This is a genomic window from Corynebacterium minutissimum (genome assembly GCF_000805675.1).
Classification (GTDB): Bacteria; Actinomycetota; Actinomycetes; order Mycobacteriales; family Mycobacteriaceae; genus Corynebacterium; species Corynebacterium minutissimum.
This window is the reverse complement of record NZ_JSEF01000016.1, coordinates 150,308-172,372: the sequence shown is the minus strand read 5'-3', so window position 1 is coordinate 172,372 and position 22,065 is coordinate 150,308. Positions and strand designations below refer to the sequence as shown.

Here is a 22,065-nt window from a genome sequence, read left to right as displayed (position 1 = left end):
GGAGCCTTAATACAATGTCTAACCTTCAGATGCCTTCTTCCCGCTACGTTCTGCCAGAGTTTATTGAGCAGAACGCGCAGGGATCCAAGACCACCAACCCGTACTCCAAGCTGTTTGAGGAGCGCATCATCTTCCTGGGCACCCAGGTCGATGACACCTCCGCTAACGACATCATGGCGCAGCTGCTGGTGCTGGAGTCTCAGGACCCAGACCGCGATATCACGATGTATATCAACTCCCCGGGTGGATCCTTCACCGCGCTGATGGCCATCTATGACACCATGCGCTACGTGCGCCCGGACGTGCAGACCGTGTGCCTGGGCCAGGCCGCCTCCGCCGCAGCCGTCCTGCTGGCTGCCGGTGCCCCGGGTAAGCGCGCAGCACTTCCGAACTCTCGCGTGCTTATCCACCAGCCGCGCACGCAGGGCACCCAGGGCCAAGTCTCTGATCTTGAGATTGAGGCCAACGAGATTGAGCGTATGCGCCGCCTCATGGAGGAGACCCTGGCTGAGCACACCGGCCGCACCGCTGAGCAGATTCGCATCGATACTGACCGTGACAAGATTCTCACCGCCCAGGAAGCAGTGGAGTACGGTCTCATCGATACCGTCTTTGATTACCGCAAGCTCAACGCCTAGGTAAGTTGCGTGTAGGCGCGATGCCCCGCCTCCGGATTTGTTCCGGGGCGGGGCTTGCTTTCGTCGAAGAGCGGCTTAGCCCTCATAAACTGGCAGGATGACGATGTGGCCATAGCGCTTGTCGACGTCCCAGGAGAGGTTTCGCACGGAGTCGCGCGAGGTGACGTCGACAAGCACGGCGTCTGCGCCGCCGGTAGCAATCGCGGCCTGGTCTTGAAGGTCGAACCTGGCGTTGCTCCTGAACGGTTGGGGCGGATGCGTCTGAGCTTCAGCCTAGGCGGCTAGCACCGGTGGTGTGGAGGGTATTGCTGACGTCGATGTCGGTGAAGCGGCGGACAGCAGAAGTAAACGAGTAAGCAGCTCTGTCTATATTCGTTAAATGCTGTTTTAAATTCAATGGCGCGCCACTCAGTTGGGAATGACGCTCATGTCCGAGTGGTTTACTAGAGTGGAACGAAGACCGCGGGGGCTGCGGTAGAATCGCCCCACTAACACCCTCAGAGAAAAGAGTTGAAAGGCGTTCATGGCACGTATGCAAGAAAGCGCTGACCTGCTCAAGTGCTCCTTCTGCGGAAAGAGCCAAAAGCAGGTAAAGAAGCTTATCGCCGGCGGCGGCGTCTACATCTGTGACGAATGCATCGAGCTCTGCAACGAGATTATTGAGGAGGAGCTCGGCGCAGCTCAAGCCGAGGCGGATGAAGAGAAGGAGATGCGTCTGCCGCGTCCTTCGGAGATTTCGGCCTTCCTGGATAAGTACGTCATCGGCCAAGACCAAGCCAAGCGCGTGCTGTCGGTGGCGGTGTACAACCACTACAAGCGCATCAAGGCAGAAGAAGCCGCGGGCTTGGAGAGCCGCCGCAAGAAGGCACAGGAAGAGGACGTGGAGATTGCCAAGTCCAATATCCTCATGTTGGGCCCCACTGGCTCCGGTAAGACCTACTTGGCGCAGACCCTAGCCCGGCTTCTCGACGTCCCCTTCGCCATCGCCGATGCTACGTGCCTTACCGAGGCCGGCTACGTGGGCGAGGATGTGGAGAATATCTTGCTTAAGCTTCTCCAGGCAGCAGATTTCGATGTTGAACGCGCGCAGCACGGCATCATCTACGTTGATGAGGTAGACAAGATTTCCCGTAAGTCGGAGAACCCGTCAATCACTCGTGATGTCTCCGGTGAGGGCGTGCAGCAGGCGCTGCTCAAGATTCTTGAAGGCACCGTGGCCGCCATCCCACCGCAGGGCGGGCGCAAGCATCCGAACCAAGAGTTCATCCAGCTGGATACCTCTAACATCCTGTTCATTGTTGCTGGCGCCTTTGCTGGTTTGGACAAGGTGATTTCGGAACGCGTGGGCAAGAAGGGCGTTGGTTTCGGCGCCAAGCTGGAAACCAAGGATGAAAAAGAGTCCGTGGACTTCTTCTCCCAGGTGCGCCCCGAGGATCTGGTGAAGTTCGGTCTTATTCCGGAGTTCATTGGCCGTCTTCCAGTTGTGGCGACGGTGGATAACTTGGACCGTGAGTCTCTAGTCAAGGTCCTCGTGGAGCCGAGGAATTCCTTGGTCAAGCAGTACCAGCGCCTGTTCAGCATGGACGGCGCGGAGCTGCACTTCGAGGATGAAGCGCTCGATGCTATCGCCGAGCTAGCACTGGAGCGCAAGACCGGTGCTCGTGGCCTGCGCGCCATCATGGAGGAGCTGCTCGTGCCGGTGATGTATGACCTGCCGGACCGTGAGGACATTGCCAGCGTCCACATCACCGAAGCCTGCGTGAAGGGCGAAGGCGAGCCGGAGTTCGTCTATTCGGACGAAGCGAAGGAATCCGCTTAAACCTGATGTAGATTCATGGCCGGGTGGTGCTGGAAAGCGTCGCTCGGCCATTTTCGCGGTCCAAACCAGAGTGGATGAGAGGAATCGATCATGGAGCTACGTGATGAACAATCACTGCAGGTGGCTAAGCTCTATTATCGCGGAGGGCTGAGCCAAAGCGAGGTGGCCGCTGAGATGGGGCTTTCCCGGCCAACTGTTGCCAAGCTCTTGCAACATGCCAAAGCCCGCGGATACGTCACGGTTGAGATCCATGATCCCCGCGAGGACGGCGATGAGCTAGGCCAACGCCTAATGGAGCGTTATGGGCTTGAGGATGTTCGTCTCGTCTTTAGCCCTCGTGGTGATGAAGACACGCTTACAGAGGGCTTGGGGCGCGTCGGGGCCAAGATGCTCCATGAACTTGTCCATGATGGTATGAGTGTGGGAATTTCCTGGGGGAATACCATGCACTCAGTGGCGCGGCATATGCAGCCAAAAAGCGTGGCTGGAGTCGAGATTGTACAGCTCAAAGGCGGACATTCGCACTCTATCCGCGTGACGAATGACATGGACACGCTCAAGCGCATTAGTGCGGCGTTTGGAGCCGAGACTCTAAGCCTGCCTCTGCCGGTTATTTTCGACTCTGCGGAAGCAAAAGAAATCGTCGAAAAAGATAGACACATTTCTTCCATTTTGAATGCAGGGCGCCACGCTGATCTTGCTGTTTTCACTGTGGGAGCTGTCTCACGCGATAGCCTGTTGATGAACCTTGGATACCTCAGTGAAGAGGAGATCCATGTGCTTGAACGTCAGGCCGTTGGTGATGCATGCTCGCGTTTTTACACGGCCGATGGGGAGGTGGCCTCGCCAGCTATAGATGCGCGCACTATCGGCGTTTCACTTTCAGAGCTAAAGGCGATTCCGCAACGCTTCATGGTGGCCGGTGGGCTTCAAAAGATGGCAGCCATCGATACCGCGCTGCGCATGAAGCTGGCGACGCATGTCGTCATCGACAAAGAAACAGCGAACCGATTGCTTCAGCTTTAGGAGAAACAAACAAAAGAGCCCCTCGTGCTGAGAGGCTCTCCTTGGTGCGGGTTAAAGAACCATGGGGGCGACGATGACGCCCACAATGGCGGCGTTGAGCATATTGGTTAAGAAACCACCGAACAGGGCTTTAGGCCCGAGCTTCGCAATCTCGCCGCGGCGCTCCGGTACGAGGCCGCCGATCGCTCCAATTTGAATACCGATGGAGGAGATGTTGGCAAAGCCCGCCAGGGCAAAGGAAGAGAGCATGATGGCTTTGTCGCTGAGCTGGTCGATGTTTTCACCAAAGGCGGTGTAGCCAACGAACTCATTGAGGATTGTCTTTTGGCCAATGAAGTTGCCAACCTGCATAACGTCATCCCACGGAACACCGATGAGCCATGCCACCGGAGCGAAGAGGAGACCAAAGAGGCCCTCAAGAGACCAGTTGTCTTGGCCGAAGATAGAGCCTACACCGCCGAGGATGGCGGAGAGCATCGCGATCATAGCGATAAAGGCAATGAGGAGGCAGGCCACTGAAATAGCGATCTTGCCGCCGGCCATGGCGCCGTTACTGATGGCATCGATGATGTTCTTGGAATCATTGTCGCGCACGTCCTTGACTGTGGCATCCAAGCTAGATTCCTCGGTCTCTGGCATAAGGCCCTTGGCGATCAGAAGCGAACCTGGGGCGTTCATCAAAGACGCGGCTAGCAGATACTCCAACGGTGCGCCCAATAGGGAATACCCAATGAGCGTGGAGCCAGCGACCGAGGCGAAGCCACCGACCATGCAGGTATAAAGCTCCGAGCGAGTGAGCTTGGGTAGGTAGGGCTTGATGACGAGTGGGGCCTCAGATTGGCCGAGAAAAATAACTGTCGTGGCCCATACAGATTCCACCTTGGATGTGCCCATAAGCCATTTAATGCCCGAACCGACGTACTCGACAAAGTACTGGATGACTCGAAGATAGTAGAGCGCAGCAATAATTGCGCCCAAAAAGATGACCACCGGAAGAACATTGAGGGCGAAAATGAAGTTTTCCCCGAGTAAGCCACCGAATACGAAGGACGTGCCTTCGTTCGTGAAATCAGTGAGCTTGGTTAGGCCGTGGGAGACTGCTGCGAGAGCTTTGAACCCGGGCTCCCACGCCAGCACTAGGTAGCAGAAGGCAATCTGAAGGGCGAGGCCCACACCGATTGTGCGCCACTTAATGTCTTTGCGCGAACTTGAAAGAACATAAATGACCGCGAGGATCGCGAGGATTCCTAAAAGACCTTGTAGGCGTTCCATGTTTATCAAACCATTCTCTTAAAGGGCCTCGGGGCCAAAGGAATAGGGGAGGATTTCGCTGAAGTCGAAGCTGCGGGGTGCACCGTCGACGGACACAATGACTCGTTCGCAGTTGAACTCGCGCAGTACCTGGCGGCACGCGCCACACGGATAGCACGGTTCAGCCTTGAGGCCAACGATGGCAACAGCGCGAATCGTGGGCAGGCTGGGTAGGTGGCCGTCATCAGCGGTGGCCTCACCCGAGGTGATCATGTGAGCAGCGGCGTTGCGCTCGGCGCAGATGCCCAAGGGACTGGATGCATTTTCGACGTTGGAGCCGGTGATGACCCGGCCATCGTCGAGAAGCATGGCGGCGCCGACCGGGAACGAGGAGTACGGCGCCCATGCATGATGTGCGGCTTCCCTCGCCTTCTCCAAAAGCTCAACATCCGTTGGAATTGTTGTCGCATCCATAGCGATGGGTCCTTTCTTGCGGTGCGGGAGGAGGTGTGTTCCAGCGCTTCAGGAACAAAAATAAAACTCCTCATTGACATCTGTTCTATTAGCGATAATAATGGGCTGTGTTGCGATGCACAAGCCCGAATTTTCAGTGAGGTAAAGCACAGCGGGCTGCATTCCGCATCCCGGAGTAGGTAGGCCAAGAGTGAAGGAGTTGTCATGGCCGAAAAATTTGATGCAGTCGACGTTATTCGTACCAAGCGTGACAAAGGGGTGCTGAGCCCCGCCGAGATTGATTGGGTTATTGATGCCTACACGCGCGGAGTGGTGGGCGATGAGCAGATGGCCGCACTCAATATGGCCATTTTCCTCAATGGCATGAACCGTGAAGAGATTTCGCGTTGGACCCAGGCAATGATTGCTTCTGGCGAAACGATGAGCTTTGAATCCTTGTCGAAGAAGACCGCCGATAAACACTCCACCGGTGGCGTCGGTGACAAAATCACCTTGCCCCTCGCGCCGCTTGTTGCGGCCTTTGGTGTCGCAGTACCGCAGCTATCTGGTCGCGGCCTCGGACACACTGGAGGAACGCTGGATAAACTCGAGGCAATTCCGGGTTGGCAAGCCGATGTGAGTAATGAGCGCATGATGGAAATCCTGGAGGATCCAGGCTGCATCATCTGTGCTGCCGGTGCTGGCTTGGCTCCTGCGGATAAAAAGATTTACGCATTGCGTGACATCACCTCCACAGTGGAGGCAATCCCGCTGATTGCCTCCTCTATCATGTCCAAGAAAATCGCGGAAGGCACGTCTTCCTTGGTTCTCGACGTTAAGGTCGGCTCCGGTGCATTCATGAAGAACCAAGAGCAGGCTCGCGAGTTGGCGCAAACCATGGTTGATTTGGGCAAGGATGCTGGCACGAAGACGACTGCTTTGTTGACTGATATGTCGACCCCTCTGGGGCGCAAGGTAGGTAACGCACTTGAAGTTGAGGAATCTGTGGAGGTGCTCGCCGGCGGCGGTCCGGCGGACGTTGTCGAACTCACCGTTGCGCTGGCCCGCGAGATGCTCGAGGCGGCCGGCGTTCACGACGCCGACATTGAGGCAGCCCTCAAGGACGGCCGTGCTATGGACAAGTGGAAGCAAATGATCAAGGCACAGGGCGGTGACCCAGACGCCGCTCTGCCGGTAGCGAGCCACACCCACGATGTCATCGCAGAATCCGATGGCTACCTGACCGAACTAGATGCTCTCGCTGTCGGCGTGAGCTCGTGGCGCTTGGGTGCCGGTCGTGCTCGAAAGGAAGATCCGGTACAGGCCACCGCTGGTATTGAACTGCATGCCACGAAGGGCGAGAAGGTGACCAAGGGACAGAAACTGTTTACTCTCCACACGGAAACCCCAGACCGCTTCGAGCGCTCCTTGGAGGTTCTCAACAGCGGTTTCCAAATTACCGATGAGACGCTATCTGAAGAGCGCAAGATCATTCTTGACCGAATCAGCTAACACATATTCACCTCAATTAAGGAGACATTATGATTTCCCGTACTGACGTTGCTCAGATGATTGATCACACCCTGCTTAAACCGGAAGCGACCCCGGACCAGGTGGCCGCTTTGGCCAAGGAAGCAGGGGAGCTGGGCACCTATTCCATTTGCGTATCGCCGAACCAACTGCCTGTTGAGGTGCCTGCGGGTGTACACGTAGCCACCGTCGTTGGCTTTCCTTCTGGTGCTGTAAAGTCCGAGGTCAAGGCGGCTGAGACTGCACGTGCAGTGAAGGACGGAGCCGAAGAGATTGACATGGTAGTCAATCTTTCCCAGGTTAAGTCCCATGACTACGCCGCAGTGGAGGCTGACATCAAGGCCGTGCGCGATGCAGCACCGGCTCCAGTCATCGTGAAGGTCATCATTGAATCTGCTGCGCTTGACGATGAAGAAATCGTCGCCACGTGCCAAGCCGCCGAGCGCGCAGGCGCCGATTTTGTCAAGACCTCGACTGGCTTCCACCCGGCTGGTGGTGCTTCGGTCCATGCCGTGAAGCTTATGGCAGACACCGTCGAGGGCCGCCTCGGCGTAAAGGCCTCGGGTGGAATCCGTGATGCTGAGGCTGCTCAGGCCATGATTGATGCTGGCGCAACGCGCTTGGGTCTGTCTTCCTCTGCAGCCGTGCTCGAAGGATTCGAGGCTTAAAATGACATCCATACTGGAGACCGCCCGGCAGTGGGCCGACCACGACCCAGAGCCGGCAACGCGCGCCGAGGTAGAGTCCCTTGTCGAGGCGCAGGATGAGGAAACGCTCCGCACTCTGTTTGCAGGCCCGCTGTCTTTCGGCACTGCTGGTCTGCGCGGCACACTAGGCCCAGGTGAGTCGCAGATGAACCGAGCTGTCGTTATCCGGACGACAGCGGGGTTAATGGACGTGTTGAACAAGCAGGTGGACGTGCCGAAGGTTGTTGTCGGTTGCGACGCTCGTCATGGATCTGCCGCTTTCCATCGCGATGTTGCTGATGTGGTTGCCGCTGCGGGTGGACATGCCTTGGTTCTTCCACCGCAAAATCCCACTCCGCTTACTGCATTCACAGTTCGGGAACTAGGAGCTGATGCAGGGGTTATGGTTACGGCCTCACACAACCCGCCTCAGGACAATGGCTACAAGGTGTACTTGGGAGGTCGGGTAGTTGAAGGTGACGGTCAAGGCGTGCAAATCGTGCCGCCGTTCGATTCTGAGATCGCCGCCGCGATTGCTGCAGCTCCCCCTGCTGACCAAGTGCCCCGTGATGCAGCCAACGGCCCAGGGAAAGTAGAAGAGGTTGATACCCGCGAGCGTTACTTATCGCGCATTCAAGAGCGAGCAAGTGAAGGGCCGCGAGATCTTCGCATCACTCTCACACCGATGCACGGCGTGGGTGGTGACTTAGCACTCAAGGCTTTGGAAGCAGTGGGGTTCACTGAAGTTGAACTGGTGGCGGAGCAAGCACAGCCGGATCCCAATTTCCCCACCGTTACTTTTCCCAACCCCGAGGAACCAGGTGCACTCGACTGTGCCTTTGCAGCCGCTCAGGAAACGCGAAGTGACATCATCTTGGCTCTGGACCCCGATGCAGATCGCTGTGCTGTTGCCATCCCTACTGACAGTGGGTGGCGTCAGCTCACCGGTGATGAAACCGGTGCCCTGTTGGGTGACTACTTGGCTCGTGACGGCGGTGTGTTGGCCAATTCGGTGGTGTCGAGCCGCTTCCTCGGGCGCATTGCACAGGCACGCGGCGCCCAGTGGCGCACGACGCTCACTGGGTTTAAGTGGATTGCGCGCACACCTAACCTGACCTTTGGTTACGAAGAGGCCATCGGGTACTGCTGCGACCCCGAAGCCGTTGCGGACAAGGACGGTATTTCGGCCGCAGTGACCGTCGCGTGCTTGGCAGCCGAGTTGAAGTCGGCAGGCAAGAACCTGCAAGATAGACTCGACGAGCTCGCCTCTGAATTAGGCACGTACAAGACGAAGCCATTGACCTTCCGCTTCGACGACATCACGCAGATTGCTCCCACCTTGGAGCAGATCTTGCAATCCCCGCCGGAATCGCTGGCCGGTTCGCCCGTCCTGCGCGCGAGCGATATGTCGAAGGGCTACCAAGGCTTGGACCCGACCCCCGGATTGGTGCTGGAAACCGAGGCCAACGACCGCGTCATTATCCGCCCGTCGGGCACGGAACCGAAGCTCAAGTGTTACCTCGAGGTGGTGCGCGAAGGCGTTGTCGATTGGGCAGACGCCGAAGAACGCCTGGACCGCATCGCTGTGGAACTCAAGCGTGAGTTAGGCCTGTAACCAACACTTGCCACGTACTACCTTCCAAATCAGGTGGCATTATTCAGAAGGCATCTTCACTCCTGAAGATGCCTTTTGTGCTGTTCATATGGCATTTTTACTCGTGAAAACGCCTTCTAGCAGATGCCATACTCGTGTCGAAGCGTTGGCTTTGTACGAAGGAGTGTTCTGGGACGCAGAGCAATATACGCCCACCGTGTGGTGATGAGGCGCGACGCTGGTGTAAGGGGCAAAGGAACCAGATGAGTGGGACCTTTTGGAAGTGGCGCGTGATCGTGAGCTGGGCTTTTGTTGAGCTCGGCGCGCAGATGGTTCCTGTACTTTGGTGCCTTTGCTCGCGCGGTGCCCGGGGGACAAGGGAGCTCGCGCGGTGCCGGGGGACAAGGGAGCTCGCGCGGAGTCGGAAAAGAGACCCGGGCGAATACTGTGCGGTTAGAGCGGGGAACCGAGGGGCGGCGATGGCGCCGCCTGGGGGGGGAGAGCTACCCGTAGAGGCTCGTGGATGCGCCGCCCTCGTCCTCGGTGGAGTAGACGTCCAGGGGCGCTGACTCGGCCTCAAGTTCGGTCTCATTCTGGGAGAGGTAGGACTCGAAACCGATATCGGGGATATTCGCCGTAAGGAAGGCCAGCACGGCATCGACGGCCATGCGGTGTAAACCTTCAGTGTTGTTGTGGGTATGCATGTCGATGTTGAGCAGATTGCTCATCATCGCGTGATTCGTCACGCGATACATCGTCAGCGCCGAAATCAGCGTGAAAATGTCATTGGCTGAAATACCCGGGCGGAAAGCGCCGGAATCTTGGCCCAGCATGAGGAGTCTGTCGAGGTGGAGGGAGATCTCGGAGACGTCGATAATCGCTCGCGAGGACTCCAGCACACTGTGGGAGGATTCCATGGTCATCATCTTGATGGCCTCTGGGTGCTCCACGTGCTGTCGGAACATCCAGTCAACGAGAGTGCGCACGCCTTCCACAGGTACGGCCGAGTCAACGGCCAAGCTGCCCTCCGGTGGGTTCAGGCGTTTGGCGGCGGTGGCTAGGGCCTGCTGGTATAGCCCCTTCTTGTCCCCGAAGTGGTAGTGAATCATGCGCTTGGACATGCCAGAAAGCTTCGACAGAGTGTCGAGCTTGGTCTCGGCATAGCCATGGTCAGAGAACTCCGCGATCGCAACATCGATCACGTGCTCAACAGAGCCGGCGTTGACCGATGTGACCTCAGTGTTCATGAATGTTCCGTCCTTGTACGCGTTGAATTGGTGGCTGGTTATGCCCGCTTCTTACTACTATGCCGAAAAACTGTCTAGACGGAGTTCAAGTACACCAATCTTGGGTATTTCGGGGGTGAAATTGCACCCCATGGGGGAAAGAAACGGGACTAGGCTGGGACAGTGAGTATCGAGTCGAAAGGATGTCACACATGACCGCATCTCAACCCGTCAAAATCACTGTGACCGGCGCTGCCGGCAACATCGCCTACTCGCTGCTGTGGCGCATCGCTGCCGGTGATGTCTATGGCAAGGACACCCCAGTGGAGCTGGCCCTGCTGGAGATTCCGCAGGCCGTCAGCGCCGCTGAAGGCGTGGCCATGGAGCTCAATGACTCCGCCTTCCCGCTGGTGCGCGGCATCACCGTCACCGATGACCCGAACGTGGCCTTCAAGGACACCAAGGCCGCGTTCCTTGTGGGTTCCCGTCCGCGCACGAAAGGCATGGAGCGTGCCGATCTGCTCGAGGCCAACGGTGCCATCTTTACCGAGCAGGGCAAGGCGCTTAACGACGTCGCCGCGCGCGACGTCCGTGTTCTCGTCGTGGGCAACCCGGCCAACACCAACGCCTACATTGCCTCCCAGAGCGCCCCGGATTTGGATCCGAGCCAGTTCACCGCGCTTATGCGCTTGGACCACAACCGCACACAGAGCCAGGTGTCGCTCAAGACCGGTATGCCCACCGCGGAGCTGACCAAGGTGGCCGTGTGGGGTAACCACTCCGCGTCGCAGTTCCCAGACCTGACTTTCTCCAACGCTGAGGTGGATGAGGATTGGTACAAGGAGGAGATGATTCCGAAGGTGGCCAAGCGCGGCGCTGAAATCATCGCTGTGCGTGGTAAGTCCTCGGCAGCATCGGCAGCGTCTGCCGCGGTGGACCACATGCACGATTGGATTCACGGCACCGAGGATTGGCGCACCGCGGCCGTCGTCTCGGATGGCTCCTATGGCGTGGACGAGGGCCTCGTAGCGGGCTTCCCCACTGTGGCCCGCGATGGCAAGTGGGAAATCGTTCAGGGCCTCGAGCTCAACGATTTCCAGAAGGAGCGCATCGAGGCTTCTGTGCAGGAGCTGCGTGAGGAGCGCGAGGCTGTTGCCCATCTGCTGAAGGGCTAATCCTCCAGCACCAAGTTATCGATGAGTCGCACCGGCCCCACCTGCGCTGCCACCAGTGCTAGGGCGGGCCGGTGTTGTGCGTCAACGGGTTCGAGCGTGGCAGGGTCCACCACGGTGAGGTAGTCCACCGTGACCCCGGGGGAGGAAGCGAGCTGAGCGCCTGCCTGCTCGAGGGACGCACCATCACGCAGCGCGAAAAGCGCCTGGGACAGGGCCACGGCCTGCTCGCGCTCGGCAGGGCTCAAGCGAGCGTTGCGGCTGGACTCGGCCACGCCGTCCGCTGCGCGGACGATAGGCGCGCTGATGATGTCCACTGGCAGGTCGAGGTCACTCACCATGCGGCGCAGGATGGCCACCTGCTGGGCGTCTTTCTGGCCGAAATATGCGTGGTCGGGGCGCACTAGGTTCAAGAGTTTAGTGACTACCGTGGCCACACCATCGAAGTGGCCGGGGCGCGAAGCACCTTCGAGAACCGAGCCCATCTCGCCCGTGCGGACCCACACCCGGGGAGTGCCGCCGGGGTACATCTCTTCCACACTGGGAGCGAAGACGGCATCGACTCCGAGCGAATCCAGCAGCCCGGCATCGGCGTCAAGGTCGCGCGGATAGGCGCGGTAATCCTCGCAGTCGCCTAAATCAGTGAACTGCAGCGGGTTCACAAAGACCGAACAAATGACGTGGTCGTTCTCCTCGCGGGCGCGGCGCACGAGGGAACCGTGGCCGTCGTGAAGCGCGCCCATCGTAGGCACGAAACCGACAGATCCGGTAAGAGATGCGCGGAAATCCCGCAGCTCAGCTTTGGTACGAAGAATCTTCATGGCTAAAACCCTAGTCCTCGAAGGATTCCTCGGCGTTGGGGAAGGAGCGCTCGCTCACATCGGCCACGTACTCCTTCGCACCGCTGAGCAGCGCGCCGCGCAGATCCGCGTAGCGCCGTACAAAGCGCGGCACCTTTTGCCCACCTAAACCAAAGGCATCGGTCCACACCAGTATCTGTCCGTCGGTCTGCGCGCCGGCACCAATACCAATGGTGGGGATGGGCAGTTCCGCGGTTACCTGCTCGGCAAGAGCAGCGGGGACCATTTCGAGGACCACGGCGAAGGCGCCGGCGTCGACAAGCGCGCGGGCATCCTCGTGCAGCTTCTCTGCACCGGCGCCGCGGCCCTGGACCACGAAGCCGCCCAAGGCATGGACCTGCTGGGGCGTGAAACCGATGTGGGCGCAGACGGGAATTCCGGCGTCGACAAGCGCGGCAACAATCGGGGCACGCTCGGCGCCGCCCTCCAACTTCACGGCCTGCGCGCCGGTCTCCTTCATGACGCGTACGGCAGACTCCAGCGCCTGGGCAGGGCCGGCCTCATAAGTGCCGAAAGGCAGGTCAACCACCACGAAGGCGCGGGAGGTGGCCGTGACCACCGCGCGGGCCAACGGAATGATCTCATCGAGGGTGAGAGACAACGTGGTCTCGCGGCCCAGCACCACATTGGCCAGGGAATCGCCCACGAGGAGGAGGTCTATGCCTGCTTCATCGAAGATTTCGGCGGTCATGCAGTCATAACTGGTCATGCAGGCAAAAGCCGAAGATTCCTGCTTGGCGCGGGCAAAATGGCGGGTTCGAAGACGTGAAATGTGCGACATGTCTTTACTCTAGCCAGGGGTCAGGTGCCAGTTGACGCACAGGGTAGAGTTGACCAGGTGACTGATCAGAATAAAGAGCAACTCGTTGGCACCAACCGCGCGGACCAGCTTCCCAAGTCCTGGGAGCCGCAGGCAGTAGAGAAGGACCTCTACGAAGGCTGGGTAAGCGCCGGTTATTTCACCCCGGACGCCTCCTCCGAGGCGGAGCCCTACTCGATTGTCCTGCCGCCGCCGAACGTCACCGGCCAGCTGCACATGGGCCACGCCCTGGACCACACTCTGATCGACTCCATCATTCGCCGCAAGCGTATGCAGGGCTATGCCACCCTGTGGCTGCCGGGCGCTGACCACGCCGGTATCGCTACCCAGACCAAGGTGGAGGCCCGCCTGCGTGAGCAGGAAGGTAAGAAGCGCTGGGATTATGAGCGCGAGGACTTCATCAACAAGGTCTGGGAATGGAAGGAAGAGTTCGGCGGCACCATCCAGAACCAGATGCGCGCCATCGGTGACTCGGTGGACTGGTCGCGTGAGCGCTTTACGTTGGATGATGGCCTCTCCCGCGCCGTCCAGACCATCTTCAAAACCCTCTACGACGAGGGCATGATTTATCAGGCCAACCGACTGGTCAACTGGTCCCCGGTGCTGGAGACCGCCGTCTCCGATATTGAGGTCGTGTACAAGGACGTTGAGGGCGAGCTTGTGTCCATTCGCTATGGCTCGCTTAACGACGATGAACCGCACCTCATCGTGGCCACCACTCGTGTGGAAACGATGCTGGGTGACGTCGCCATTGCCGTCCACCCGGACGATGAGCGCTATGCCCACCTGGTGGGCCAAGAGCTGCCGCACCCCTTCCGCGATGATTTGAGCCTGAAGATCATCGCCGATGACTACGTGGACATGGAATTCGGTACCGGTGCGGTGAAGATCACCCCGGCGCACGACCCGAACGACTACGCCATGGGCCAGCGCCACAACCTGGACATGCCTACCATCATGGACACCACCGGGCACATCGCCAACACTGGCACGCAGTTCGATGGCCTTACCCGCGAGGAAGCCCGCGTGGAAATCCGTGAGGCGCTGCGCGAGCAGGGCCGCATTGTCAAGGAGATTCGCCCCTACGTCCACTCCGTGGGCCACTCGGAGCGCTCCGGCGAGCCGATTGAGCCGCGCCTGAGCCTGCAGTGGTTCGTGGCCGTGGAAAAGATGGCGAAGATGTCCGGTGACGCCGTCCGCGAGGGTGATACCACCATCCACCCGAAGGCGTTGGAACCGCGCTACTTCGAGTGGGTCGATGACATGCACGATTGGTGCATCTCCCGCCAGCTGTGGTGGGGCCACCGCATCCCGATTTGGTACGGGCCAGAGCGCACAAATGCGTCTGGCGAAATTGAACGAGACATCATCTGCCTCGGCCCCGACGAAGAGGCCCCGGAGGGCTACGTTCAGGATCCGGACGTCCTCGACACCTGGTTCTCCTCGGCCCTGTGGCCCTTCTCCACCATGGGCTGGCCGGAGAAGACCGCCGATCTGGAGAAGTTCTTCCCCACGAACGTGCTGGTTACCGCCTATGACATCCTCTTTTTCTGGGTGGCACGCATGATGATGTTCGGTACCTTTGCCGGTGCTCACACCCCGGAGCTGCTCGGTGAGGGCAAGGACGGCCGCCCGCAGGTGCCGTTCAAGGACATCTATCTCCACGGCTTGGTCCGCGATGAGCAGGGCCGCAAGATGTCGAAGTCTCTGGGCAACGGCATCGACCCGATGGATTGGGTACGCGACTATGGCGCGGATGCCCTGCGCTTCACCCTGGCCCGCGGCGCGAACCCGGGTGTGGACCTGCCGCTGGCAGTCGACGCCGCTGCCGCTGGCCGCAACTTTGCCACCAAGCTCTTCAACGCTACCAAGTTCGCGCTCATGAACGGCGCAGGCGTGGCGGAGCTTCCGGCACGCGAGGAGCTTTCCGACGCCGACCGCTGGATCCTCGACCGCGCCGAAGAAGTCCGCGTCAAGGTGGATGCCTACCTGGATGACTATCAGTTTGCCAAGGCCAACGAGCTGCTCTACCACTACGTGTGGGATGAGCTGTGTGACTGGTACTTGGAGATTGCCAAGACCCAGATCCCGCGCGACTTCGAAGAAGCGAGCGCCGAGGATCAGGCAACCGGACGCAATACCCAAATCGTCCTGGGCCGCGTGCTCGACCTGGTCCTGCGCCTGCTGCACCCGACCATGCCGTTCGTCACCGAAGTCCTGTGGAAGGCACTTACCGGCGGGGAGACCATCGTCACCGCGCAGTGGCCTACCCAGGAGCACACCAACGGCGGCGCGGAGAAGGATGAGGTAGCCGCGCGCCGTATCGAGGATGCCGACAAGCTCATCACCGAGCTGCGCCGCTTCCGCTCCGACCAGGGCGTGAAGCCTTCCCAGAAGGTTCCGGGTCGCCTCGACTTCGCAGCGGCCGACCTGCAGGAGCAGGAGGGGCTTATCCGCAACCTGGCCAACACCACTGAGCCAGGCGAGGACTTCACGGCTTCTGCTTCTATCGAGGTCCGCCTGTCGCAGGCCACCGTTGAGGTCACCCTGGATACCTCCGGTGCCGTCGACGTGGAAGCCGAGCGCAAGCGTCTAGAGAAGGACCTGGCCAAGGCCCAGAAGGAGCTGGACCAGACCGGCAAGAAGCTGGGTAATGAGGCCTTCCTGTCCAAGGCTCCGGAGGCCGTGGTGGAGAAGATCCGCACCCGCCAACAGGTGGCCCAGGAAGAGGTTGAGCGCATCACCGCACGTCTGGAGGGACTCAAGTAGTGGCGGAGGAGAAAGGCCGCGAGGAGTATGAAATCGTTGATGCCCTCGCGGAGGGCACCGATGGCGGGCCAGTCGAAATCACCGACTCTGGCCTAACACTCAACCTCGGCGGCGAAGAGGAGTATGAAGAGGCTGCGCCCGAGCAGGCTACTCCGGAAGAACTCGCCGAGCTAGCCCAGGTCACCGCGGAGCTCAATGCGCGTGCCCCGGAGACCATCATCGAACCCAGCCTCGAGCGCATCGAGATGCTCATGGATCTCCTGGGCCACCCGGAGCGTTCTTTCCACGTCATCCAGGTGGCCGGGACCAACGGTAAGTCCTCGACCGCGCGCATGATCGATTCTCTCCTGCGTGCCTTCCATCGCCGCGTGGGCCTAGTCACCAGCCCGCACCTGCAGCTGGTCACCGAGCGCATCGGCATCGACGGCCACCCCATCCACCCGCGCGACTTCGTGCGCATCTGGCGCGAAATCAAGCCCTACGTAGAAATGGTGGATTCCCGCTCGGAGATCCCCATGTCCACCTTTGAGGTGCTCGTGGGCATCTCATATGCGGCCTTCGCTGATGCGCCGATCGACGTCGCCGTGGTCGAGGTTGGCCTCGGCGGCACGTGGGATGCCACCAACGTGGTCAACGCCGAAGTTGCCGTGGTCATGCCCGTAGGCATGGACCATACCGACTACCTTGGTGACACCATCACGGAAATCGCCAGCGAGAAGGCCGGAATTATCAAGACCCGTGAGCACGACGTCGACGACGTGCTCACGCCAGGGGAGAACATCGCTATCATCGCCGAACAAGACCCCGAGGCAATGCGCGTCATCCTGCAGCGCACGGTAGACGTCGGCGCCGGCGTGGCCCGCGCCGGTTCGGAGTTCGCCGCGTTGGAATCCCGTATTGCGGTGGGTGGCCAGCAGCTCACCATTCAGGGCCTAGGCGGTCTGTATGAAGACATCTTCCTGCCATTGCACGGCGAGCACCAGGCCAAGAACGCGGCCGTGGCGCTGGCGGCGGTCGAGGCGTTCTTCGGGGCGTCGTCAGGCAACCCCATCGACATTGCGTCCGTGCGCACTGGCTTTGCCAAGGCGATCTCACCCGGCCGCCTCGAGCGCGTGCGCACCAGCCCGACAACCTTCCTCGATGCCTGCCACAACCCGCACGGTGCGAAAGCCCTAGCCGCAGCACTCGACCGCGACTTCGACTTCGCCCGCCTCATTGGCGTGGTGTCCATCTTCACCGACAAGGACGCCACCGGCATCCTGACCGCCTTGGAGACCGTGCTGACGGACGTCATCATCACCCAGAACTCCTCGCCGCGCGCCCGCGATGCCTATGAGCTGGCGGAGATAGCCCGCGACATCTTCGGCGAGGAGCGCGTCTTCGTCGAACCCGACCTGCCCGGCGCCTATACCCAGGCCGTCGAGCTGGCTGAGGATGCTGACGTCCAGTCCGGTTCCGGCATTATCATCACCGGTTCTGTGGTCACCGCCGGCGATGCCCGCGCACTTTTTGGAAAGGAGCCCGCATGAGTTCCCGCAAACCCATCCCCGAGGACGAGATTGGCCCGCTAGGCCTCGGCCAAGCCCCCACGAAGGACCCGCTCAAGCAGTTTGGCGGCATGGTCGTGGCCAGCTCCCTCACGATGGAGCTACTCACCCTGGTTCTTGCACTGCCGATGTTGTACAAGCTCTACGACGGCACCCTGTGGACCCCGTTCAACTACGGCGTAGTCATCGGCTTCATGGTGCTGTTGCTGGCGTCCTTCCCGTTCATGAACAAGCCGTGGATTGTCGGCGCACAGATTGTTCTTCATATCATCGGCATCGTGCTGGGCTTTATGATCCACTGGTCAGTAGCGACCATCTTCATCATCTTTGCCCTGCTCTGGGCGCTGGCGGCCTATATGCGCTCCGTTATCGTGGCTCGTATGGAGCGCGGTTACCTCACCACGCAGCACCTCAACGAGAAGTAAGTAGAGCGAGGGGGAGAGCAGTCTGTGTATATTCGGCCGGAATTGCGCGCGGGTGCGGCAGCCATGTCGCTCTTCGATCCGACGAATCCGCTCATCCGCCGCGCTGGCCGCGTCGTTCCGGCGTTGTGGCCCGCGCCGTACATTTGCGGTGTGCGTACCCGCCGCGTGAAAAACCGCGACATCCGTGCCACCATTTATGAGCCGGATAATCCCCGCGCCGTGGTGTTGTGGATTCATGGCGGCGGCCTGCTCATGGGGCATCCCCGCCAGGACGTTAAGCATCTCAAGGACACCGCCGCGCAGCTGGGGGTGACGGTGGTGGCACCGCACTATCGTTTCGCCCCGGAGCATCCGTACCCGGCAGCGCTTGACGACGTCCACTCGGCCCACCACTGGCTCCTTAACCATGCCGATGAGCTTGGGGTGCGCGCCGACCGCATCGTCATTGGTGGCCAAAGCGCTGGCGGCGGGCTTGCTGCGGCTCTGTGCCAGCGCCTTTATGACGAGGGCGGAACCCAGCCGGTGGGGCAGTGGCTGTTCTGCCCCATGCTCGATGACCGCGCTGCGTCCGACGAGCGCAACGTCATCTGGGACGCAGATTCCAATGCGCGGGCCTGGCGCTACTACGTCCAGGATGACCCGACTGCGCCCTATGCTGTGCCCGGCCGCCGTGCGGACCTCACTGGATTGCCGCCTGCCTGGCTCTATGCCGGTCACAGCGAGCTCTTCTATAACGAAATCCTGGACTATGCCGAGCGCCTTGAGGCAGCTGGCGTACCCACGCAGTGCGAGGTCGTCGAAGGTGGCGTTCACGCTTTTGAACTCTGGGCCCCGCATACAGTCGCAGCAAAGCGCCTGCTTATGAGCTCGCGTATGTGGCTAGACTCCACACTGAACGCGCTAGACTAGCGGGCATGCGCTACTTTCTCTTCGGTCTCTCTGCACTTCTTTGTCTCGCGGCTGTGGTGGCCAAGATTTTCCATGGCGGCTATGCACTCCCGCTCGCGCTGCTCGTCCCCGCCTTCATTTTCCTTGTCGTGGGAATGCTAAAAAGCCGGAGTGAGCAGCGCCCAGTCCAGTTTGAAGATCTTGAGGGCTGGCACCGCGAGGAGCTTCAGGGCTTGCTCGATAACGGCCAGTTCGGCACCGCCGTGCGCCAGGTTCAGATGTGGTTCCGCGGCACCAGCCACGAGCGCGCCGAAGAAATCGTGCGACGCCTCACTTAATAGCCCTCTGCGCGGACGCGAGCACGGCTTACCTGTACTATGTGCCGTATGACTGAACGTACACTCATTCTCATCAAGCCGGACGGCGTGAAGAACGGCCACGTGGGCGAAATCATCTCCCGCATTGAGCGCAAGGGCCTGAAGCTCGTCGCCATGGATCTGCGCGTCGCCGACGAGGAGACCGCCAAGAAGCACTACGCCGAGCACGAGGACAAGCCGTTCTTCGGTGAGCTCGTCGACTTCATCACCTCCGCACCGCTGGTTGCTGGCATCGTCGAGGGCGAGTCCGCCATCGCCGCATGGCGTCAGCTCGCTGGTGGCACCCACCCGGTGGAGAAGGCCACCCCGGGTACCATCCGCGGTGACTTCGCTCTGACCGTTGGCGAGAACGTTGTCCACGGTTCCGATTCCCCGGAGTCCGCTGAGCGTGAGATCTCCATCTGGTTCCCGAACCTCTAAAGAAGTTCACCGCGCCTAGCGCGCAATAAAGCCCGAGCAGTTCACAATGATGAATGAACTGCTCGGGCTTTTGTCATTTCTGTGCTCGAACCCGCCTTGCGTGCTCGAGCGCAGATCCGAACGGGCACCGGTTAGTCGAACGACAGCAGCGTGCGCAAGGCCGCAAAAGCGTCTTTGTTCACCTGGTGGGTGACGGTGCGGCCGCATTGCTGCCTGGATAGTAGGCCGGCCTCCCGCAGGCGCGCTAAGTGGTGGGAGACCGTGGGCTGGCTCAGCGCAGTGAGCTCGGTGAGTTCCGTGACGCTCATCGGACCACAGCCTTCATCGCACAGAATCGACAAAAGACGCAGGCGCGCTGGGTCTGCCAGCACTTTGAATTGCTGCGAAAAATGCGTCGCCTCGGCGTCGCTGAGCGGGCCCGTGCTTAAGGAGCAACACTTAGTGCCGCCTGCGCTGGTTTCGGGCGAGGAAGAGGAAGCCATGCGATCAGTATAGGGGTTATCCTTGCGCCCTACATTATATTGACGCCTATCAATACGTGCTGTACATTGAATGTTCGTATCGTGCTCTGTTTAACGTTGAAGGAGGGAGAGGCATGGCTGTGTCGCAGCGCCCGAAGTTGTCTTTTCTTGACCGATTTTTACCCGTGTGGATTATTCTAGCGATGGCCGCCGGACTGCTCATTGGCCACTTCATTCCCGGAATTGGCCAAGCCCTAGGGGCTGTGGAAGTGGGCGGGATTTCCATCCCGATCGCCATTGGTCTGCTTGTCATGATGTATCCGCCCTTGGCCAAGGTCCGCTATGAGAAAACCCGGGAGATTGCCACCGACGCCCGCCTCATGGCGGTATCGCTCGTCCTCAACTGGCTGGTGGGGCCGGCGTTTATGTTTACCCTGGCGTGGCTGTTCTTGGCGGACCAGCCGGAGCTGCGTACCGGCCTCATCATTGTGGGCCTTGCGCGCTGTATTGCCATGGTGCTTGTGTGGTCGGACCTCTCGTGCGCTGACCGCGAGGCAACGGCTGTGCTTGTCGCCCTCAACTCCATCTTCCAGGTTGCTATGTTTGGTGTTCTGGGCTGGTTCTACCTTCGCATCCTCCCCGGCTGGTTGGGGCTGGATGTTACAAGTGTTGACTTTTCCTTCTGGGCCATTGTTAAGTCCGTGCTCGTCTTCTTGGGCATCCCGCTCCTGTTGGGTGTGCTGTCTCGCTTTTGGGGTGAAAAGGTAAAGGGACGGGAGTGGTTTGAGAACCGCTTCCTCCCGGCCGTATCGCCCCTAGCCATGATTGGTCTGCTGTACACGATTGTTCTGCTCTTTTCCCTGCAGGGCGAGCACATTGTGGAGCAGCCTGCAACGGTAGCGCGAGTGGCGGTGCCGCTGGTTATCTACTTTGTGGGCATGTTTGTGCTGTCGCTGGGCGTGGCAAAGGCCGTTGGTATGAACTACGAGCAGTCTGCCAGCGTGGCGTTTACTGCAGCAGGAAATAACTTTGAGCTTGCTATTGCAGTATCCATCGGCACTTTCGGAGCGACGTCTGCTCAAGCCCTTGCCGGAACAATTGGTCCCCTTGTTGAGATCCCAGTCCTCGTTGGTCTGGTCTATTTCATGCTGTGGATTGGTCCGAAACTCTTCCCGGGAGATGACACCCTTCCGCGCTAGCGCGTGCGTGCGGCGTCCATGCTGCGCACGCCAGCTTCGGTCAGAGTGATGTTAAAGGTTCGCTCACCATTCCACTGGATAAGCCCAGGCAGCTTCACCACGCCGGCGGCTTCTAGTTCACGGAGTTCTTCTTCGAGCCCCTCCTCGTAGCCGATCAGCCGCCCCAGCTCAGAGATGGAGGTGGTATTGCCAGTGACTGCACCGGCGGCGACCAGCCCGCTGAGGACTTCCGGGTGTTTCTCCACCGCGGTTATGCTCTGCTCAGTGACGCCTTCGAGGCTTCCTTGTTCGGTGATGGCTTGGATACGCCGCTTGCCAACGCGAAAAGAGGTCGTGCCGAATGCGCGGCCGCCGATGATGAACGCGGGGATGGAAAAGGCAGTAAGCCCAGTGGCTATAAGGATGGGGTTGGGTGAGATATCGCCGACAATCCCGGTGGACCTAATTCCCTCAACGATGAGAGGGGAGAAGAGAGCAAGGACGGGCAGAAAGTAGGCGAGAACGGGGTAATCGCCCGCCCGGTACTCTTCTTGTGCAGCTTGGACGAACTTCGGCTTGCTACGAATGATGCGAACTGCGCCATAAATGATGGCGATCCACAGCACCGCATAGACGGGGACCGCGTAGGGATACGGAAAGTCCACCACGCGAAGCCCAGAGGCGATACCTGCAGGCACGGCCACCGTGACGATATCCCGCATCGCGATTTCGTTGCGTTCGCGTGCTTGAGCCACAGTGCGCGGCGCTGATTCCGGGTGTGCTGGGACCTGAGACGTGGTCTTAGGCGTGTTTGTGCGCTCAAGCTCGGACATAGCGGTGATACTAACATGTGGCCTAAGCTGAAAACTGTGCCAAAATAAAAGGCACAGAGAAGCACAACTGAATACGGAATTACAAAGAGTTT

General features: G+C 59.8%; 21 protein-coding genes. 14 read left to right on the top strand and 7 right to left on the bottom strand.

Translation table 11 applies throughout. From position 1 onward, the window contains the following. The first annotated feature begins 14 nt into the window (after window positions 1-14). The 3 genes from NX84_RS10565 (at window position 15) to NX84_RS10555 (ending at window position 3,483) form a co-directional block, all read left to right on the top strand. A complete protein-coding gene (locus NX84_RS10565; protein WP_039676418.1) occupies window positions 15-638 on the top strand; it encodes an ATP-dependent Clp protease proteolytic subunit in 624 nt (207 codons plus the stop codon). A 523-nt stretch (window positions 639-1,161) separates the two neighbouring features. Continuing rightward, window positions 1,162-2,457 (top strand): ATP-dependent Clp protease ATP-binding subunit ClpX, encoded by a 1,296-nt coding sequence (gene clpX / locus NX84_RS10560; protein WP_039676417.1) that lies wholly within the window; start codon window positions 1,162-1,164, stop codon window positions 2,455-2,457. 90 nt (window positions 2,458-2,547) lie between these two features. Continuing rightward, a complete protein-coding gene (locus NX84_RS10555) occupies window positions 2,548-3,483 on the top strand; it encodes a sugar-binding transcriptional regulator (RefSeq protein WP_039676416.1) in 936 nt (311 codons plus the stop codon). 51 nt (window positions 3,484-3,534) lie between these two features. Here the strand turns inward: NX84_RS10555 and NX84_RS10550 are convergent, their stop codons facing one another. Together NX84_RS10550 and NX84_RS10545 are read right to left on the bottom strand one after the other, a co-directional pair. Beyond that, a complete protein-coding gene (locus NX84_RS10550) occupies window positions 3,535-4,755 on the bottom strand; it encodes a NupC/NupG family nucleoside CNT transporter (protein ID WP_039676415.1) in 1,221 nt (406 codons plus the stop codon). An 18-nt stretch (window positions 4,756-4,773) separates the two neighbouring features. Then, entirely contained in the window at window positions 4,774-5,208 is a 435-nt protein-coding gene (locus NX84_RS10545) for a cytidine deaminase (RefSeq protein WP_039676414.1), read from the bottom strand. Window positions 5,209-5,412: 204 nt separating this feature from the next. Between NX84_RS10545 and NX84_RS10540 the strand changes: the two genes are divergently transcribed. Genes NX84_RS10540 through NX84_RS10530 form a run of 3 tightly spaced genes read left to right on the top strand, consistent with a single transcriptional unit; the run spans window position 5,413 to window position 9,018 of the window. Further along, window positions 5,413-6,699 (top strand): thymidine phosphorylase, encoded by a 1,287-nt coding sequence (locus NX84_RS10540; protein WP_039676413.1) that lies wholly within the window; start codon window positions 5,413-5,415, stop codon window positions 6,697-6,699. A gap of 29 nt (window positions 6,700-6,728) precedes the next feature. Beyond that, window positions 6,729-7,385, top strand: a complete 657-nt coding sequence (gene deoC / locus NX84_RS10535) for a deoxyribose-phosphate aldolase (RefSeq protein WP_039676412.1) — start codon at window positions 6,729-6,731, stop codon at window positions 7,383-7,385. A gap of 1 nt (window position 7,386) precedes the next feature. Next, the gene (locus NX84_RS10530) at window positions 7,387-9,018 is read left to right on the top strand and encodes a phospho-sugar mutase (protein WP_039676411.1); all 1,632 of its coding nucleotides are present in this window, start codon (window positions 7,387-7,389) and stop codon (window positions 9,016-9,018) included. 482 nt (window positions 9,019-9,500) lie between these two features. On the opposite strand, the gene NX84_RS10525 is transcribed toward NX84_RS10530, so the two are convergent. Beyond that, window positions 9,501-10,244, bottom strand: a complete 744-nt coding sequence (locus NX84_RS10525; protein ID WP_039676410.1) for a TetR/AcrR family transcriptional regulator — start codon at window positions 10,242-10,244, stop codon at window positions 9,501-9,503. A 191-nt stretch (window positions 10,245-10,435) separates the two neighbouring features. Here NX84_RS10525 and NX84_RS10520 point away from each other — a divergent pair, with 191 nt between their 5' ends. After that, complete coding sequence (locus NX84_RS10520; RefSeq protein WP_039676409.1) at window positions 10,436-11,398, top strand: malate dehydrogenase; 963 nt, start codon at window positions 10,436-10,438, stop codon at window positions 11,396-11,398. On the opposite strand, the gene panC is transcribed toward NX84_RS10520, so the two are convergent. Continuing rightward, the gene (gene panC / locus NX84_RS10515; protein ID WP_039676408.1) at window positions 11,395-12,216 is read right to left on the bottom strand and encodes a pantoate--beta-alanine ligase; all 822 of its coding nucleotides are present in this window, start codon (window positions 12,214-12,216) and stop codon (window positions 11,395-11,397) included. The genes NX84_RS10520 and panC overlap by 4 nt on opposite strands. Window positions 12,217-12,226: 10 nt before the next feature. Further along, window positions 12,227-13,036, bottom strand: coding sequence for a 3-methyl-2-oxobutanoate hydroxymethyltransferase (gene panB / locus NX84_RS10510; protein WP_039676407.1), 810 nt, complete (start codon window positions 13,034-13,036; stop codon window positions 12,227-12,229). A 57-nt stretch (window positions 13,037-13,093) separates the two neighbouring features. On the opposite strand from panB, the gene NX84_RS10505 reads away from it, so the two are divergent. The 6 genes from NX84_RS10505 to ndk all read left to right on the top strand — a co-directional run bounded on the left by NX84_RS10505 (window position 13,094) and on the right by ndk (window position 19,501). Next, a complete protein-coding gene (locus tag NX84_RS10505) occupies window positions 13,094-15,844 on the top strand; it encodes a valine--tRNA ligase (protein WP_039676406.1) in 2,751 nt (916 codons plus the stop codon). Next, entirely contained in the window at window positions 15,844-17,373 is a 1,530-nt protein-coding gene (folC, locus tag NX84_RS10500) for a bifunctional tetrahydrofolate synthase/dihydrofolate synthase (RefSeq protein ID WP_039676405.1), read from the top strand. Before NX84_RS10505 ends, folC begins: the two co-directional genes overlap by 1 nt. Beyond that, window positions 17,370-17,816, top strand: a complete 447-nt coding sequence (locus NX84_RS10495; RefSeq protein ID WP_039676404.1) for a DUF4233 domain-containing protein — start codon at window positions 17,370-17,372, stop codon at window positions 17,814-17,816. Before folC ends, NX84_RS10495 begins: the two co-directional genes overlap by 4 nt. Window positions 17,817-17,879: 63 nt before the next feature. Further along, a complete protein-coding gene (locus NX84_RS10490) occupies window positions 17,880-18,725 on the top strand; it encodes an alpha/beta hydrolase (RefSeq protein WP_039676475.1) in 846 nt (281 codons plus the stop codon). Window positions 18,726-18,730: 5 nt separating this feature from the next. Further along, a complete protein-coding gene (locus NX84_RS10485; protein WP_039676403.1) occupies window positions 18,731-19,042 on the top strand; it encodes a hypothetical protein in 312 nt (103 codons plus the stop codon). A gap of 48 nt (window positions 19,043-19,090) precedes the next feature. Next, complete coding sequence (gene ndk / locus NX84_RS10480) at window positions 19,091-19,501, top strand: nucleoside-diphosphate kinase (protein WP_039676402.1); 411 nt, start codon at window positions 19,091-19,093, stop codon at window positions 19,499-19,501. A 131-nt stretch (window positions 19,502-19,632) separates the two neighbouring features. Here ndk and NX84_RS10475 read toward each other — a convergent pair whose 3' ends face one another. Next, window positions 19,633-19,983 (bottom strand): ArsR/SmtB family transcription factor, encoded by a 351-nt coding sequence (locus tag NX84_RS10475; protein WP_039676401.1) that lies wholly within the window; start codon window positions 19,981-19,983, stop codon window positions 19,633-19,635. A gap of 113 nt (window positions 19,984-20,096) precedes the next feature. Here NX84_RS10475 and arsB point away from each other — a divergent pair, with 113 nt between their 5' ends. Continuing rightward, the gene (gene arsB, locus NX84_RS10470) at window positions 20,097-21,161 is read left to right on the top strand and encodes an ACR3 family arsenite efflux transporter (RefSeq protein WP_039676400.1); all 1,065 of its coding nucleotides are present in this window, start codon (window positions 20,097-20,099) and stop codon (window positions 21,159-21,161) included. On the opposite strand, the gene NX84_RS10465 is transcribed toward arsB, so the two are convergent. After that, window positions 21,158-21,973, bottom strand: coding sequence for a hypothetical protein (locus NX84_RS10465; protein WP_231913772.1), 816 nt, complete (start codon window positions 21,971-21,973; stop codon window positions 21,158-21,160). The two genes, arsB and NX84_RS10465, sit on opposite strands and share 4 nt — an antisense overlap. Window positions 21,974-22,065 lie beyond the last annotated feature (92 nt).

Bases quoted from the DNA above. Each gene is read 5' to 3' on its own strand.
- NX84_RS10565 (WP_039676418.1), top strand. From the start codon at position 15: ATGTCTAACCTTCAGATGCCTTCTTCCCGCTACGTTCTGCCAGAGTTT.
- clpX (WP_039676417.1), top strand. From the start codon at position 1,162: ATGGCACGTATGCAAGAAAGCGCTGACCTGCTCAAGTGCTCCTTCTGC.
- NX84_RS10555 (WP_039676416.1), top strand. From the start codon at position 2,548: ATGGAGCTACGTGATGAACAATCACTGCAGGTGGCTAAGCTCTATTAT.
- NX84_RS10550 (WP_039676415.1), bottom strand. From the start codon at position 4,755: ATGGAACGCCTACAAGGTCTTTTAGGAATCCTCGCGATCCTCGCGGTC.
- NX84_RS10545 (WP_039676414.1), bottom strand. From the start codon at position 5,208: ATGGATGCGACAACAATTCCAACGGATGTTGAGCTTTTGGAGAAGGCG.
- NX84_RS10540 (WP_039676413.1), top strand. From the start codon at position 5,413: ATGGCCGAAAAATTTGATGCAGTCGACGTTATTCGTACCAAGCGTGAC.
- deoC (WP_039676412.1), top strand. From the start codon at position 6,729: ATGATTTCCCGTACTGACGTTGCTCAGATGATTGATCACACCCTGCTT.
- NX84_RS10530 (WP_039676411.1), top strand. From the start codon at position 7,387: ATGACATCCATACTGGAGACCGCCCGGCAGTGGGCCGACCACGACCCA.
- NX84_RS10525 (WP_039676410.1), bottom strand. From the start codon at position 10,244: ATGAACACTGAGGTCACATCGGTCAACGCCGGCTCTGTTGAGCACGTG.
- NX84_RS10520 (WP_039676409.1), top strand. From the start codon at position 10,436: ATGACCGCATCTCAACCCGTCAAAATCACTGTGACCGGCGCTGCCGGC.
- panC (WP_039676408.1), bottom strand. From the start codon at position 12,216: ATGAAGATTCTTCGTACCAAAGCTGAGCTGCGGGATTTCCGCGCATCT.
- panB (WP_039676407.1), bottom strand. From the start codon at position 13,036: ATGTCGCACATTTCACGTCTTCGAACCCGCCATTTTGCCCGCGCCAAG.
- NX84_RS10495 (WP_039676404.1), top strand. From the start codon at position 17,370: ATGAGTTCCCGCAAACCCATCCCCGAGGACGAGATTGGCCCGCTAGGC.
- NX84_RS10490 (WP_039676475.1), top strand. From the start codon at position 17,880: ATGTCGCTCTTCGATCCGACGAATCCGCTCATCCGCCGCGCTGGCCGC.
- NX84_RS10485 (WP_039676403.1), top strand. From the start codon at position 18,731: ATGCGCTACTTTCTCTTCGGTCTCTCTGCACTTCTTTGTCTCGCGGCT.
- ndk (WP_039676402.1), top strand. From the start codon at position 19,091: ATGACTGAACGTACACTCATTCTCATCAAGCCGGACGGCGTGAAGAAC.
- NX84_RS10475 (WP_039676401.1), bottom strand. From the start codon at position 19,983: ATGGCTTCCTCTTCCTCGCCCGAAACCAGCGCAGGCGGCACTAAGTGT.
- arsB (WP_039676400.1), top strand. From the start codon at position 20,097: ATGGCTGTGTCGCAGCGCCCGAAGTTGTCTTTTCTTGACCGATTTTTA.
- NX84_RS10465 (WP_231913772.1), bottom strand. From the start codon at position 21,973: ATGTCCGAGCTTGAGCGCACAAACACGCCTAAGACCACGTCTCAGGTC.